The sequence below is a fragment of the Streptomyces sp. NPDC097617 genome (assembly GCF_044761485.1).
Classification (GTDB): Bacteria; Actinomycetota; Actinomycetes; order Streptomycetales; family Streptomycetaceae; genus Streptomyces.
On record NZ_JBIWCL010000003.1, the window covers coordinates 345,953 to 360,177 of the forward strand.

15 protein-coding genes are annotated in these 14,225 nt (G+C 72.5%); 8 read left to right on the top strand and 7 right to left on the bottom strand.

Annotated features, from left to right (window positions below; translation table 11 throughout):
* Positions 1 to 3: 3 nt before the first annotated feature.
* On the top strand, positions 4 to 789 hold the full coding sequence (locus ACIQZO_RS07980; protein WP_403621742.1) for a hypothetical protein: 786 nt from the start codon (positions 4 to 6) through the stop codon (positions 787 to 789).
* Positions 790 to 812: 23 nt separating this feature from the next.
* On the opposite strand, the gene ACIQZO_RS07985 is transcribed toward ACIQZO_RS07980, so the two are convergent.
* Positions 813 to 1,304, bottom strand: coding sequence for a carboxymuconolactone decarboxylase family protein (locus ACIQZO_RS07985; protein ID WP_403621745.1), 492 nt, complete (start codon positions 1,302 to 1,304; stop codon positions 813 to 815).
* Between the two features lie 47 nt (positions 1,305 to 1,351).
* On the opposite strand from ACIQZO_RS07985, the gene ACIQZO_RS07990 reads away from it, so the two are divergent.
* Positions 1,352 to 2,764, top strand: a complete 1,413-nt coding sequence (locus tag ACIQZO_RS07990) for a PLP-dependent aminotransferase family protein (protein ID WP_403621748.1) — start codon at positions 1,352 to 1,354, stop codon at positions 2,762 to 2,764.
* 86 nt (positions 2,765 to 2,850) lie between these two features.
* Here ACIQZO_RS07990 and ACIQZO_RS07995 read toward each other — a convergent pair whose 3' ends face one another.
* Entirely contained in the window at positions 2,851 to 3,687 is an 837-nt protein-coding gene (locus ACIQZO_RS07995; protein WP_403622128.1) for a hypothetical protein, read from the bottom strand.
* 116 nt (positions 3,688 to 3,803) lie between these two features.
* Here ACIQZO_RS07995 and ACIQZO_RS08000 point away from each other — a divergent pair, with 116 nt between their 5' ends.
* Together ACIQZO_RS08000 and ACIQZO_RS08005 are read left to right on the top strand one after the other, a co-directional pair.
* A complete protein-coding gene (locus ACIQZO_RS08000) occupies positions 3,804 to 4,106 on the top strand; it encodes a hypothetical protein (RefSeq protein ID WP_403621751.1) in 303 nt (100 codons plus the stop codon).
* A gap of 8 nt (positions 4,107 to 4,114) precedes the next feature.
* On the top strand, positions 4,115 to 5,317 hold the full coding sequence (locus tag ACIQZO_RS08005; RefSeq protein ID WP_403621754.1) for a glutathionylspermidine synthase family protein: 1,203 nt from the start codon (positions 4,115 to 4,117) through the stop codon (positions 5,315 to 5,317).
* An 89-nt stretch (positions 5,318 to 5,406) separates the two neighbouring features.
* Here ACIQZO_RS08005 and rocD read toward each other — a convergent pair whose 3' ends face one another.
* Positions 5,407 to 6,612: an ornithine--oxo-acid transaminase gene (rocD, locus tag ACIQZO_RS08010; protein ID WP_403621757.1), complete on the bottom strand. Its 1,206-nt coding sequence runs from the start codon at positions 6,610 to 6,612 to the stop codon at positions 5,407 to 5,409.
* A gap of 256 nt (positions 6,613 to 6,868) precedes the next feature.
* Between rocD and glyA the strand changes: the two genes are divergently transcribed.
* The 4 genes from glyA (at position 6,869) to ACIQZO_RS08030 (ending at position 11,136) form a co-directional block, all read left to right on the top strand.
* Positions 6,869 to 8,152 carry a serine hydroxymethyltransferase gene (gene glyA, locus ACIQZO_RS08015; protein WP_403621760.1) on the top strand — a complete coding sequence of 428 codons (1,284 nt, stop codon included), beginning with the start codon at positions 6,869 to 6,871 and terminating at the stop codon, positions 8,150 to 8,152.
* Positions 8,153 to 8,248: 96 nt separating this feature from the next.
* On the top strand, positions 8,249 to 9,262 hold the full coding sequence (gene trpS, locus ACIQZO_RS08020; protein WP_403621763.1) for a tryptophan--tRNA ligase: 1,014 nt from the start codon (positions 8,249 to 8,251) through the stop codon (positions 9,260 to 9,262).
* A gap of 97 nt (positions 9,263 to 9,359) precedes the next feature.
* Positions 9,360 to 9,974: a 2'-5' RNA ligase family protein gene (locus ACIQZO_RS08025; RefSeq protein ID WP_403621766.1), complete on the top strand. Its 615-nt coding sequence runs from the start codon at positions 9,360 to 9,362 to the stop codon at positions 9,972 to 9,974.
* Positions 9,975 to 10,170: 196 nt separating this feature from the next.
* Positions 10,171 to 11,136, top strand: coding sequence for a YihY/virulence factor BrkB family protein (locus ACIQZO_RS08030; protein WP_403621769.1), 966 nt, complete (start codon positions 10,171 to 10,173; stop codon positions 11,134 to 11,136).
* Positions 11,137 to 11,146: 10 nt separating this feature from the next.
* Here the strand turns inward: ACIQZO_RS08030 and ACIQZO_RS08035 are convergent, their stop codons facing one another.
* The 4 genes from ACIQZO_RS08035 to ACIQZO_RS08050 form a co-directional block, all read right to left on the bottom strand.
* Positions 11,147 to 11,575 (bottom strand): hypothetical protein, encoded by a 429-nt coding sequence (locus tag ACIQZO_RS08035; RefSeq protein WP_403621772.1) that lies wholly within the window; start codon positions 11,573 to 11,575, stop codon positions 11,147 to 11,149.
* 60 nt (positions 11,576 to 11,635) lie between these two features.
* Entirely contained in the window at positions 11,636 to 12,547 is a 912-nt protein-coding gene (locus ACIQZO_RS08040) for a hypothetical protein (RefSeq protein WP_403621775.1), read from the bottom strand.
* Positions 12,541 to 12,753, bottom strand: coding sequence for a hypothetical protein (locus ACIQZO_RS08045; protein WP_403621778.1), 213 nt, complete (start codon positions 12,751 to 12,753; stop codon positions 12,541 to 12,543). The genes ACIQZO_RS08040 and ACIQZO_RS08045 overlap by 7 nt, the downstream gene beginning before the upstream one ends.
* A gap of 218 nt (positions 12,754 to 12,971) precedes the next feature.
* Entirely contained in the window at positions 12,972 to 14,210 is a 1,239-nt protein-coding gene (locus ACIQZO_RS08050) for a D-alanyl-D-alanine carboxypeptidase family protein (RefSeq protein WP_403621782.1), read from the bottom strand.
* Positions 14,211 to 14,225 lie beyond the last annotated feature (15 nt).

Consider the following 14,225-nt stretch of genomic DNA (forward strand, 5'->3'; position numbering starts at 1 on the left):
CCGGTGGCCACGGGCGGCGGCGCGCACTGGAACCCGCAGTCGCAGCGCTGGGAGTGGGCGGACCAGCCGCCACCGCCGCCACCGATGCCACCGGGCGGGGGCGGACGCGGCCCCGGACCGGATCCGGACCCGGTGCGGAACTGGAGGGTCCCGCTGCTGGTGGCCCTCGGGGCCGCGGTGGTGGGCGGTTGTGCCATGGCGGGGTGGCTCCTGCTGGGCGACGGGGAGCCGAAGGCGCCCGTAGCGGCCCCGTCGGCCTCGGGTACCCCGGGTCCTTCGCCCAGTACCGGTCCTGCCGACGCGGCGCCCGGTGCCCCGTCCTCGGCGTCCGCCTCCGCGTCGCCCACGGCCGCGCCGCCGTACACGGTGGTCCGTGACGACGGCGGTTTCTCGGTCGCCGTCCCGACGGGCTGGGAGCGCAGCCGCGACGAGAACGGCAGCGGCTCCTTCTACCGGCGGCCCGGGGACCGCAGTGCGCTGGTCCAGATCTTCCGCGTCACCGAGCCGGACAGCGTCGGCGCCTGCGAGCTGCTGCGGATCTCCTCGCAGACCCTCGGTGCCAATCCGGGGTACCGGGAGGTGTCCGTCGACCCGGCGCCCGGGGAGTCCTGCGAGCTGGTCTACGAGTACGACAGCCAGGAGTCGCAGGGCCGGCGCCGCGGGATCGAACGGATCGCCGTCGCCCCGGACGGCCGGCGGTGGGCGCTGCTGGCGGCGGGTCCGGCCGCCGACGGCACGGCGGTACGCGCGAACCTGACGGCGGCCGTGGAGTCGTTCCGTCCGGAGTGACCGGCCGGAGTGCCCGATCGGGCCTACTTGTACATGCCCGGGGTGTAGTGGCCCGGGACCATGCGCGTGGTGACACCGATGCGGTTCCAGACGTTGATCGTCGCGATGACGGCGATCAGCTGGGCCAGCTCGCGCTCCTCGAACTGCTTCGCTGCCTTCTCGTAGACCTCGTCGGGCACGAAGCCGTCGTTAAGGACAGTGACGGCCTCGGTGAACTCGATCGCGGCGAGTTCCTTCTCGGTGTAGAAGTGCCGCGACTCCTCCCACGCACCCAGCTGAATGATGCGCTCAACGCTCTCACCTGCGGCGATCGCATCCTTGGTGTGCATGTCGAGGCAGAAGGCGCAGTGGTTGAGCTGGGAGGCGCGGATCTTGACGAGCTCGACCAGGGAGGGGTCCAGGCCCTTCTTGGACGCGATCTCCAGGGCCAGCACGGCCTTGTAGACCTCGGGGGCGAGCTTCGCCATGTGCATGCGCGGGGTGTGCTCGGGGGCGTGTTCGTGTGCGGTCGTCATGTGATCCACCCTAGAAGCAGAGCGGCCCACGGATATGGTCCATATCCATGACGGAATCGTGGGCCACTTTCGGCGCCGACCTGCACCTGGACCTCACCGCCGGACGCGGTCTGCGGGCCGGTCTCACCGAGGCCCTGCGCGAGGCCGCGCGCAGCGGGCGGCTGGCCGCCGGAACCCGGCTGCCGTCCTCGCGCACCCTCGCCGCCGACCTCGGCATCGCCCGGAACACGGTCGCCGAGGCGTACGCGGAGCTCGTCGCCGAAGGCTGGCTGACCGCCCGCCAGGGCTCCGGCACCCGCGTCGCCGAACGGGCCAGGCCGCGTCGGCCCGCGGCGGCCGCCCGCGCACGGCGCCCCGTGCGCACGGGGCCCGCGCGCACGGGGCCCGCGTACAGCCTGGTGCCCGGCTCCCCGGACCTGGGCGGCTTCCCGCGCGCGGCCTGGCTCTCGGCGGCCCGGCGGGCCCTGACCGACGCGCCGAACGAGGCCTTCGGCTACGCGGCCGACCCGCGCGGCCGCATCGAGCTGCGGCGGGCGCTGGCCGGCTACCTGGCGCGGGCGCGCGGGGTCCACGCCGATCCCGAACGCATCGTGCTGTGCGCGGGCTTCCTGCACGGGCTGACCGTGCTGGCGGGCGTGCTGCGGGCGCGGCGGGTGCGGGAGGTGGCGGTGGAGGGGTACGGCCTGGACGTCCACCGGGACCTGCTGGTGCGGGCGGGGCTGCGGACGCGCCCGCTGGGCCTGGACGGGGAGGGAGCCCGGACGGGTGAGCTGACGTCGGCGGCGGGCGCGGTGCTGCTCACCCCGGCCCACCAGTTCCCGACGGGCGTGGCCCTGACCCCGGCCCGGCGGGCGGCCGCGGTCGACTGGGCCCGGACCACGGGCGGGCTGATCCTGGAGGACGACTACGACGGGGAGTTCCGCTACGACCGCCAGCCGGTCGGGGCGCTGCAGGGCCTCGACCCGGACCGGGTGGTGTACCTGGGCACAGCCGGCAAGTCCCTGGCCCCCGGGCTGCGGATGGGCTGGATGGTGGTCCCGCCGGGGCTGCTGGAGGAGGTGCTCGCCGCCAAACGGCCCACGGACTGGGCGTGCGGGGTGCTGGACCAGCTGACGCTGGCGGCGTTCATCACCTCCGGGGCGTACGACCGGCACGTGCGCGGGATGCGGCTGCGGTACCGGAGGCGGCGGGACGAGCTGGTGGCGGCGGTGGGGGACCGGGTGGGGGTGTCGGGGATCGCGGCGGGGCTCCACGCGGTGCTGGACCTGCCCGGGGGGACGGAGCGGTCGGTCCTGCAGTCGGCGGCGTGGCAGGACCTGGCCCTGCACGGGCTGGAGCGGTTTCGCCACCCGGAGGCAGTGGCGCTCCCCGGGCGGGACGCGGTGGTCGTGGGCTACGGGACGCCGTCGGACAGCGCGTGGTCGCCGACGCTGGCTGCCCTGGCGGCGGCCCTGCCGTGACCTGCGGCGCCGTTGCGGGGGCGCTGCCCCCGAGCCCCCGCGCCCCAAACGCCGGCGGGGCCGAAAGGCCGCGCTGGAATCGTGCCTCAGGTGTCGGCGGGGTGGGGTTCGTCCGGGGTCGGGGGTTCGCCGAAGCGGGCCAGGGCGAGGGAGCCGGCCACCGCTACCGCGAAGCCCGTCATTGCCAGCCAGGCCAGGCCCTCGCGGGTGGTGTCGCCGAGCCAGGCCACGCCCACCACCGCCGGGCCGATCGTCTCGCCGAGGACCAGGCCCGCCGTCGCCACCGTCACCGAGCCGCGCGCCAGCGCCGAGGTGAGGAGGAGGAAGGCCGCGCCGCCGCCCAGCAGGAGGGCGTACAGGGCGGGGTTGCGCAGGTCCCAGGGGGAGTCGATGAGCCGTACCGAGACCTCCACCACCGCGAAGCCCGTCCCCGCCGCGAGGCCGAGGACCAGTGCCCGCGGTCCGTCCGGCAGTCGCCCCGCGACCACGCCGACCAGCAGCACCAGCCCCGCCACCGCGAGCAGCCCCAGCTTCAGCGCGAGCGTTCCGGTCCCCGTGCCCTCCTCACCGGCGGCCAGCGCCAGCATCAGCAGGCCCGCGCACACCACCGCCACCGCGCCCCACTCGGTCCGCGACAGCCGCACCCGCAGCAGCCGCGCCGCCACCACCGCCGTCACCGCCAGGCTGGCCGCCAGCGCCGCCCCCACCGCGTAGATCGGGATGTGCCGCAGCGCGATGATCTGGAGCACGAAACCGACTCCGTCCAGGCCGAGACCCGCCAGGTACCGCCACTGCCGCACGGCCCGCAGGAACAGCGCCGTGTCCACGCCGGACCCCGTACCGGGCTCCGTCGACCGCGCCGCGACCGCCTGCAGAACCGACGCCGTACCGAAGCAGACCGCCGCACCGAGCGCGCAAATCATCCCAATGAGCACGAACTGACTCTAGGTCACGGATCTCACAACGGCCGGATTCCATCGGCCGGGGCCTCCGCTCTAGTCTGTCGGGAGCACGCGAGGCCACAGGGGGAGCAGCAGACATGGACAGCAGCAGCACCAACCAGCGCCGAATGCGCTCCGGCGCGGTCGCCCTCGGCGGCATGGGCCTGCTCGCGGCCACCCTCGTGGCCTGCGGAAGCAGCGACGAACCGGACAAGCGCTGCGCCTCCCGCTCCACGTTGCAGCACCTGAACAACAAGGAGTGCAAGAGCGGCGGCACCGGCACGTACTACTACGGCGGCCACGTCGCCGCCGGCAAGGTCTCCGGCGGCAGCTTCGACAAGTCCGCCGTCACCCGCGGCGGCATCGGCGGCCACAAGAGCTCCGGCTCCAGCGGCGGCTGACCGAGACCATGCAGCGGCACACCATCGAGCCCCGTCCCGGCTGGCAGAAGACCGTCGAGGAGCAGGGCCTGATCTATCCCCTCACCCGCTACCCCGACGACTCCCTGCGCCCTTACTGGGACGAGAGCGCGTACTACTCCTTCACGCTCCCCGAGGTCGAGGCCCTGGAGAACGTCGTCGAGGAGCTGCACGCCATGTGCCTGGCCGCGGCCGCGCACATCGTCGAGCACGACCGCTTCGCCGACCTCGGCATCACCGACCCGAAGCTGGCCGCGCTGATCGCGGAGTCCTGGCGGCGCCGCGCCGAACAGCCCTCCCTCTACGGCCGTTTCGACCTGCGCTACGACGGCACCGGCAGCCCGGCCAAGATGCTGGAGTACAACGCCGACACCCCCACCTCCCTCGTGGAGGCGGCCGGCCCGCAGTGGTTCTGGATGGAGGAGTGCTTCCCCGGCGCCGACCAGTGGAACTCCCTCCACGAGCGCCTCGTCGACGCCTGGCGGCGCCAGGCCGAGCTGCTCCCGCCCGGCCTGCTGCACTTCGCGCACTCCGAGACCGACGAGCTCGGCGAGGACCTGATGACGGTCGCCTACCTCCAGGAGACCGCCGAGCAGGCCGGCCTGGACACCCAGGCGCTCTCCGTCGAGCAGATCGGCTGGGACAGCCTGTCCGGCCGGTTCGTGGACGAGAAGCTCCGCTTCATCCGCTCCTGCTTCAAGCTCTACCCGTGGGAGTGGCTGGCGACGGACGAGTTCGGCCCGCAGGTGCTCGGCACGTACGACCACGGCGGCGGCTCCGGCACCACCTGCTGGATCGAGCCCCTGTGGAAGATGCTGCTGTCCAACAAGGCGCTGCTCGCGATCCTGTGGGAGCTCTTCCCGGAGCACCCGAACCTGCTGCCGGCCTACCTCGACGGCCCGCGCGAGCTGGCCGGGCCCGGGTCCGCCGGCTACGTGACCAAGCCCCTCCTCGGCCGTGAGGGCGCGGGGGTCACCCTGCACGAGGCGGGCGAGGACGGCGAGCCGTTCGTCCCGGAGGAGGGGGAGCGGTACTGCTTCCAGGGCCTGGCCCCGCTGCCCGACTTCGACGGCAACCGGGTGGTGCTCGGCGCGTGGGTCGTCGAGGACGAGGCGGCGGGGCTCGGCATCCGCGAATCGGCGGGGCCGGTCACGGACGAGTACGCCCGCTTCCTGCCCCACGTCATCCTCTAGCCGACATTCGTCCGGGTCCGGGTCCGGGTCCGGCTCCGGCTCCGGCTCCGGATTCGGCCCCCGGGTACGGCCCCGGACACCGGCCGCCCCTACGCGCCGAGCACCGAGCGGAGCTGGTCCAGCCCCCAGTCCAGGTCCTCCTTGCTGATCACCAGCGGCGGGGCGATCCGGATCGTCGACCCGTGGGTGTCCTTCACGAGCACCCCGAGCTCCATCAGCTTCTCGGAGATCTCCCGGCCCGTGCCGCGCGACGGGTCGATGTCGACGCCCGCCCACAGTCCGCGGCCGCGTACGGCGGTCACCGCGCCCCCGCCGACCAGCAGGTTCAGCTCACGGTGCAGGTGCTCGCCCAGCTCGGCGGCGCGTTCCTGGAACTCGCCGGTCCGGAGCATCGCGACGACCTCCAGGGCGACGGCGCACGCGAGCGGGTTCCCGCCGAAGGTGGACCCGTGCTCGCCGGGCCGGAACACCCCGAGCACGTCCCGGTCGGCGACGACGGCGGAGACCGGCACCACGCCGCCGCCGAGCGCCTTGCCGAGGATGTAGACGTCCGGGACGACCCCCTCGTGCTCGCACGCGAAGGTCCGGCCGGTCCGCCCCAGCCCCGACTGGATCTCGTCCGCCATGAAGAGGACGTTCCGCTCGCGGGTCAGCTCCCGTACGCCGCTCAGGTACCCGGCGGGCGGCACCAGCACCCCCGCCTCGCCCTGGATCGGCTCCAGCAGCACGGCCACCGTGTTCTCGGTGACGGCGTGCGCCAGCGCGGTGAGGTCCCCGTACGGGACGATCTCGAAGCCCGGCGTGTACGGCCCGAAGTGGTCGCGGGCGTCGTGGTCCGTGGAGAAGGAGACGATGGTCGTGGTGCGCCCGTGGAAGTTGTCGGCGGCGACCACGATCTTGGCGTGCCCGTCCGGGACGCCCTTGACCTCGTAGCCCCACTTGCGGGCGGTCTTGACCGCCGTCTCCACGGCCTCCGCTCCCGTGTTCATGGGGAGCACCATGTCCTTGCCGCACAGGGCGGCGAGCTCGGTACAGAAGTCGGCGAAGCGGTCGTGGTGGAAGGCGCGCGAGGTGAGCGTGACCCGTTCCAGCTGGGCACGGGCGGCGTCGATCAGACGGCGGTTGCCGTGCCCGAAGTTGAGGGCCGAGTACCCGGCGAGCATGTCGAGGTATCTGCGGCCCTCGACGTCGGTCATCCACGCGCCTTCCGCGGACGCGACGACCAGGGGCAGCGGATGGTAGTTGTGCGCGCTGTGCGCGTCTGCGGAGCGGATGGCATCAGCAGTTGTCGACACGGGGTCTCCGATCGTCCGTCCGGCGCGGTGAAGCGCCGGGTGAAGCGGTGACGAGGGTGGCGTCACCTTCTTATCGTCGCTCGTATCCCGGACGCAGAAACATCGTTCGTGGCGCGCCCGCTAAGGTGTCCGGTACGCACGGCGACTGGCGTACGGAGAACCAACTCCGGGGGGGTCGTGCGCGCTCGACCGCATACAGGGCCGCTCGCCTGGGCCTCGCGGGGTACCGATCACATCGACCCCGGAGGAGCCCGCCATGTCCGCGAGCCGCCATTCCGCCCACAACCACCCTTCCCTCTGGGCCACCGACCCCGAGCTGGCGTCGTTCGTCGCGGCGGAGGAAGTACTGCAGGCGCAGACCCTGCGCCTGATCCCCAGTGAGAACTACGTGTCCGCGGCCGTCCTCGAAGCCTCCGGCACCGTGCTGCAGAACAAGTACAGCGAGGGCTACCCCGGCCGCCGCTACTACGAGGGCCAGCAGAACATAGACCGCGTCGAGGCGCTGGCCATCGAGCGGGCCAAGGGCCTGTTCGGTGTGGACCACGCCAACGTGCAGCCGTACTCCGGCTCCCCGGCCAACCTGGCCGTGTACCTGGCCTTCGCGAAGCCGGGCGACACCGTGATGGGCATGGCCCTGCCGATGGGCGGCCACCTGACGCACGGCTGGGGAGTCTCGGCGACCGGCTCGTGGTTCCGGGGCGTGCAGTACGGCGTACGGGCGGACACCGGGCTGATCGACTACGACGCGGTGCGCGAGCAGGCCCTCGCGGAGCGGCCCAAGCTGATCTTCTGCGGCGGTACGGCGCTGCCGAGGACCATCGACTTCGCGGCCTTCGCGGAGATCGCGAAGGAGGCCGGCTCGATCCTGGTCGCGGACGTGGCCCACATCGCGGGCCTGATCGCGGGCGGCGCGCACCCGTCCCCGGCGGACCACGTCGACGTCATCTCCACCACCACGCACAAGACCCTGCGCGGTCCGCGCGGCGCGATGCTGATGTGCCGGGAGGAGCACGCGAAGGCCATCGACAAGGCGGTCTTCCCGGGCCTCCAGGGCGGCCCGCACAACCAGACGACGGCCGCCATCGCGGTGGCGCTGCACGAGGCGGCCCAGCCGTCCTTCACGGCGTACGCGCACCAGGTCGTCGCCAATGCCAAGGCGCTGGCCGCTGCGCTGCTCCAGAAGGGCTTCGACCTGGTCTCGGGCGGTACGGACAACCACCTGATCCTGATCGACCTGACGGGCAAGGACGTACCGGGCAAGATCGCGGCCAAGGCCCTGGACCGGGCCGGCATCGTCGTGAACCACAACACGGTGCCGTTCGACCCGCGCAAGCCCTTCGACCCCTCGGGCATCCGGATCGGCACGCCGTCGCTGACCTCGCGGGGCCTGTCCACCGCGCACATGCCGGTGGTCGCCGACTGGATCTCGCGCGCGGTCGACGCGGCGGCGAAGGGGGACGAGCAGGCCCTGTCCGTGATCCGCGCGGAGGTCACGGACCTGATGGCCGGCTTCCCGGCCCCCGGTCTGCCGCTGTCCTGACCTGCGGCCCCTGCGGGGCCGGAACATCCGGCCCCGCAGGGCCCGGGCGGGCCCGGGCGGGCCCGAGCGCCCTGTCGCACCTGAGAGAATGAAGTCATGGCTTCTGATCGTCCTCGCGCGCTCTCCGGCATCCAGCCCACCTCCGGCTCGTTCCACCTCGGGAACTACCTCGGAGCCATCCGCCAGTACGTCGCCCTGCAGGAGACGCACGACGCCTTCTACATGGTGGTCGACCTGCACGCGATCACCATGCCGCAGGATCCGAAGGACCTGCGCGCGAACACCCGCCTCTCCGTCGCGCAGCTGCTCGCCGCCGGCCTGGACCCCGAGCGCTGCACGCTCTTCGTCCAGAGCCACGTGCCGGAGCACGCGCAGCTGGGCTGGGTCATGAACTGCATCACCGGCTTCGGTGAGGCCAGCCGTATGACCCAGTTCAAGGACAAGTCCGCCAAGGGCGGCGTCAACAACGCCACCGTCGGCCTGTTCACGTACCCGATCCTGCAGGTCGCCGACATCCTGCTGTACCAGGCGAACGCGGTCCCCGTCGGCGAGGACCAGCGCCAGCACATCGAGCTGACCCGCGACCTGGCGGAGCGCTTCAACCAGCGCTACGGCCGGACCTTCACCCTGCCCGCCGCGCACATCGTCAAGGAGGTCGCGAAGATCTACGACCTCCAGGACCCGGCGATCAAGATGTCGAAGTCCGCGTCGTCCCCCAAGGGCCTGATCAACCTCCTCGACGAGCCCAAGGTCACCGAGAAGAAGATCAAGAGCGCGGTCACCGACACCGAGGCGGAGATCCGCTTCGACTCCGAGAAGAAGCCCGGCGTCAGCAACCTGCTCACGATCTACTCCACCCTCACGGGCGAGACGATCACCGAGCTGGAGGCGAAGTACGAGGGCAAGGGCTACGGCGCGCTGAAGACCGACCTCGCGGGCGTGATGGTCGATTTCGTCACACCCTTCAAGCAGCGCACCCAGGCATACCTGGACGACCCCGAGACGCTGGATTCCATCCTGGCCAAGGGCGCGGAGAAGGCCCGTGCGGTCGCCGCCGAGACGCTCGCGCAGGCCTACGACCGCCTCGGTCTGCTGCCCGCCAAGCACTGACGAACGCAACTACGGACAGAGAGCCCTGGCACGATCGGGGGTGCTGCCGCCACACTGGGACGGCAGCAGTCCACAATCACAAGCGGAGGAGAGATACGTGGGGACCGTAACGCTCGGCGTTTCGATCGCGGTCCCGGAGCCGTACGGCAGCCGGCTCCAGGAGCTGCGCGCGGGCTTCGGGGACGCCGCCGCGCACGGTATCCCCACGCATGTCACCCTCGTCCCGCCCACCGAGGTGGAGGCGGACCGCCTCCCCGCGATCAGGGCCCACCTGATCGCGGTCGCGGCCGCCTTCCGGTCCTTCCGGATGCGGCTGGGCGGAACGGGGACCTTCCGTCCCGTCTCGCCGGTCGTCTTCGTCAAGATCGCCGACGGGGCCGGGGGCTGCACCCGCCTCCAGAGCGAGGTCCGCGACCCCCACGGGCCGCTCAGGCGCGAGCTGGCGTTCCCGTACCACCCGCACGTCACGATCGCCCACGGGATCTCCGAGGAGGCGATGGACCTCGCCTTCACGTCCCTCGCCGACTACGCCGCCGAGTGGATCTGCGAGGGCTTCGCGCTCTACGAGCAGGGCTCGGACGGGGTCTGGCGCAAGCTGCGCGAGTACCCGTTCGGGAGCGGACCCACCTGCGTCCCGGCGCAGGCGGGCTCACCCGCCGGCCAGGCGGCCGGAACGGCCGGCGCCCCCGGGGCGACCGTACCTCCGTCCTGACGGAGCGGGCGCAGGGGCAGGGACAAGGGCAGGGGAAGCCGGGCGATGCGCCGGGCGCGGAATCTCAGCCTCCGCAGGACAAGGGTGTGGAACGGGCGACCCGTGGGGCGCGCTTCGGGAAAAGTCACAATCGACGACCGTAGCCGCCGCGAGCGACAATCCCGGCTATTTCCGGCAGCTGAATTACGGTGACCCCATGGACTGGCTGACGAAACTCCCGGTGATCGGGCCGCTCGTGTCCCGTCTGATGCGGACGCACGCGTGGCGTTCGTACCAACGCCTCGACCGCGTGCACTGGACCCGCCTCGCCGCCGCGATCACCTTCATCAGCTTCCTCGCGCTCTTCCCGCTGATCACCGTGGCCGCCGCGGTCGGCGCCGCGCTGCTCAGCCCCGAACAGCTCGACCGGCTGGAGAAGAACCTCTCCGAACAGGTCCCCGGCATTTCCGACCAGCTCAACATCGAAGGACTCGTCGCCAACGCCGGCACGGTCGGCCTCGTCGCCGGCGCCATCCTGCTGATCACCGGCATCGGCTGGGTCGGCTCCATGCGGGACTGCCTGCGCGCGGTCTGGGAGAAGGACGACGAGGACGACGGGAACCCGTTCGCCCGCAAGGGCAAGGACACCCTCGTCCTGCTCGGCCTCGGCGGGGTGGGCCTGGCCTCTGCCGCCGCCTCCATCCTCGGATCCAGCGCGGTCGGGAAGTCCGCCGACTGGCTGGGCATTTCGCGCGAGGGGGCGGGCGGCGCGCTGCTGCGCACCTTCGCCTTCCTCGTCGGCGTCGCGGCCGCCTTCCTGCTGCTGCTCTACGTCCTGACCCTGCTCCCGGGCGTCGAACCGCCGCGCGGCCGCCTGATCCAGGCGGCCCTGATCGGCGCGGCCGGCTTCGAACTGCTGAAGCTGCTGCTCAGCGGCTATATGCGGGAGGTCGCCGCGAAGAGCATGTACGGGGCCTTCGGCGTGCCGATCGCCCTGCTGCTCTGGATCAACTTCACGGCGAAACTGCTGCTGTTCGTGGCCTCCTGGACGGCCACCCGCGACGACGCGGACGGCGACGGCGCGGAGGCCCCCGAGGCGGACCCCGCCCAGGACCCTCCGGCCGCGCCCGCGCCCGCGCCCACGCCCGCGACCCCGGCGCCGGGCTCCCCCTCGGCCGCCTGACCGGGACCGACTACCAGGTGCCGTTGCCGCAGCCGTACACCCAGCGGTGCGAGGCGGAGTTGTCGTGGACGTTCTCGCCCAGGCCGCGGTTGTCCCCGTTGCGGGTCCAGCTGAACTTGTTCGCGTTGTTGCGCAGGTTCCACTCCGTGCCGTAGCCGATGCAGGCGTAGGCGCCGGAGTTGTCGTCACCCCAGTAGATGTTGACGTGGTGGCGGCCGACGGCGACGCCGGAGTTGCGGACCCAGTCGACCTTGTTCTTGACCTGGCTCGGCCACGAGGACGAGTTGCCGCCCTCCTGGTAGAGGTAGTTGTGGTCGTCCGAGTAGGCGCAGAAGTTGCCGGAGCCGCAGCCGCCGTCGGCCTGGGCGGTGGTCGGAACGGCCACCACCGCGCCGCCGGCGATCGCGAGACCCGCGAGGAGCGTCCTGAGCTTGTTCATGGGGTTCCCTCCCAGTTTTTGTACCGTGCGTGGTTCACCGCCGGTCGGCGGTACGCGATGTCAGCTCCCGGAATGCCGGGCGACCACATCGCGAGCTGTGGGCAGGGCCGCCACCTGCATCCGCCGCATGGCGTCGAAGACGGCCCCGTTCTCGGCGCGGATCCGCTCCGAAAGGCGTTCGTGCAGGTCCCGCGTGGTGTCGGCGAGGCCGGTCGAGCGGGCGCACTCGGCCTGGGCGGTCGCCATCGGCACGTCCTGCGCCTCGGCCCCGGGACCGGTCCGCGCCAGTTGCTCCTCGCGCTGGCGCACCGGGTGCGCCGCCGGGAAGCCGCGCCCGCCGACGCACTCGCTCCACGCGGCCAGCGCCCTCCCGAAGGCGGGGTCCTGGTTGACCCTCCCGGTGCGCACCGCGGTCAGCTGGTTCGCCGTCTCGCTGGAGCTGTACCAGGCCCGCGCGTCCCCGTAGAGCGTTCGCCAGGACTCGGTGACGCAGCCCCGGTCGCTGTGGCTGAGGGTGCCGCCGAGCGGGCTGCGGACCTCCAGCCCCTTGGACTCCGGCCCCAGAAGGGCCGCGCCCATGGCGTCGCGCTGCCCGTCGGAGAGGCCGCGTACGTACTGCCCGGCCGGGCCCGAGGCCGCCTGCTCGTCCAGCAGCCGCTCGATCCCCCGCCCGAAGCCGTGGCCGCGGGCCCAGTCCGCGTCGTCCACCCCGTACGGGAAGTCCCGGTAGTCCGGGTGCGGCACACGCGGGACCGGCCAGTACGAGAATCCTTGCGCCCGCATGCAGTCCTGTACGAGCAGCTCTCCGGCGGTGTGCAGCAGCTCCAGCTCGGCGGTGTCCACCGCGCGCACCGGGGCCCGCCGGCCGGCGTCGTCCCGCGGGAGGCCGGTCCAGGCCGCCACGGTGAGCAGCGCGCCGCAGGCCGCGAGGGAGGCGGCGGCGATCCAGCCCCGCCGGGCGGTGGTCAGCACGGGGTCCTCACGCCGCCGGTCGCGTCGCCCTCCGGCCAGGTGTACGTGCGGCGCTCGACCGCGGGCGCGGTGAGTCGCTGCCCGGCCGGTGCGCCGCCCGCCGCCGTCCATCCGACCCCCGTACGGATGACGATGCCCTGCTCGACGGGGTTCGCCTCCAGGACCGCACAGGACGCCATGACGGCGGCCGACCCTCTCCTCCGCATGGGAGGACCCCCTTCCCGAAGGCTCCTTGCCGACGGGAGTGAGCAAACCGTGCCGAAGTCCTGTGCAGAACCTTTGAGTTGATAGGTGGCGCCGGCCCGGGAACCCGGCTAGGCCGACCGCCCACCCCGGACCACGACCTACGACCGCCCCCCGGCCGGTGGTGCGGCCGGGGGGCGGTGGTGGCGGTGGAGGGGCGCTGCTCCCGTGTCGAGGGGGCTCAGACCAGCTCTTCGCCCCGGCCGCGGCGGCCGCGGGGCCAGCGGCGGTTGATCACGAAGGCGCCGCCCGCCAGCACGGCCAGCGCGCCGCCCGCGACACCCAGCGCGGTGCCCGCGCCGCCGCCCTTGCCGCCCGCCGACGGGTTGTTCTCGTGCGACTGGGCCGGGGAGCCGTGCGAGGTGGTGTCCTCGCTCTTCGGCGGCACCAGCTCACCCACCGGCTTGACCTTGCCGGCCGCGGAGAACCCCCAGTCGAAGAGCGCGGCGGTCTCCTCGTAGACCTCGTTCGCGCCGCCCCCGTCCGGGTTCATCACCGTGACCAGCAGCTTCTTGGAGCCCTGCTGCGCGGCGCCGGTGAAGGTGGAGCCGGCCATGGTGGTGTTGCCGTTCTTCACCCCGGCGATGCCCTTGTAGGGGGAGAGCCCGCCCGCGCCGGTCATCAGCCGGTTGGTGTTCTGGATCTCGAAGGAGTCGCGCGGCTTCCCGGGCTCCTGGAGGCCGGGGAACTTCGCGCTCGCCGTGCCGCAGTACTCCCGGAAGTCCTGCTTCTGCAGTCCCGAGCGGGCGATGAGCGTCAGGTCGTACGCGCTCGACACCTGCTCCGGGGCGTCGTACCCGTCGGGGGACACCACGTGGGTGTCGAGGGCCTGCAGCTCCTCGGCGTGGGCCTGCATGTCCTTGACGGTCTTCTCGACGCCGCCGTTCATGGCCGAAAGTACATGCACGGCGTCGTTCCCCGACCGCAGGAACACCCCGAGCCACAGGTCGTGGACGGAGTACTCGTGGTCCTCCTTGACCCCGACCAGGCTGCTGCCCTGGCCGACGCCCTCCATGTCCGCCTCGGTGACCTTGTGGACCTGGTCCTTGGGCAGGCCCGGCAGCACGGTGTCCGCGAAGAGCATCTTCATGGTCGAGGCCGGGGGCAGCCGCCAGTGCGCGTTGTGCGCGGCCAGCACCTCGCCGGACTCGGCGTCCGCCACGATCCACGACCGCCCGGTGAGGTTCGCCGGCAGCGCCGGCGCACCGGGCAGCAGGTTCACCTGCGTTCCCGGCTGGCCGAGCAGGGACCCGCCGACCGTGGACATCGTGACGGGCGGTGCGGGTGCCGCCGGGGCCTTGGGCGGCCGGCCCTTCCCGTCGGCCGGCGGGCTCGGCGCGGCGTGTGCGGGAGCCACCAGTACGGCGGGGAGCAGCAACGCGGCGGATAGGACCGTCAGCGCGGTCGTCTTGGCAGACACGCAGGTGAAAGTACC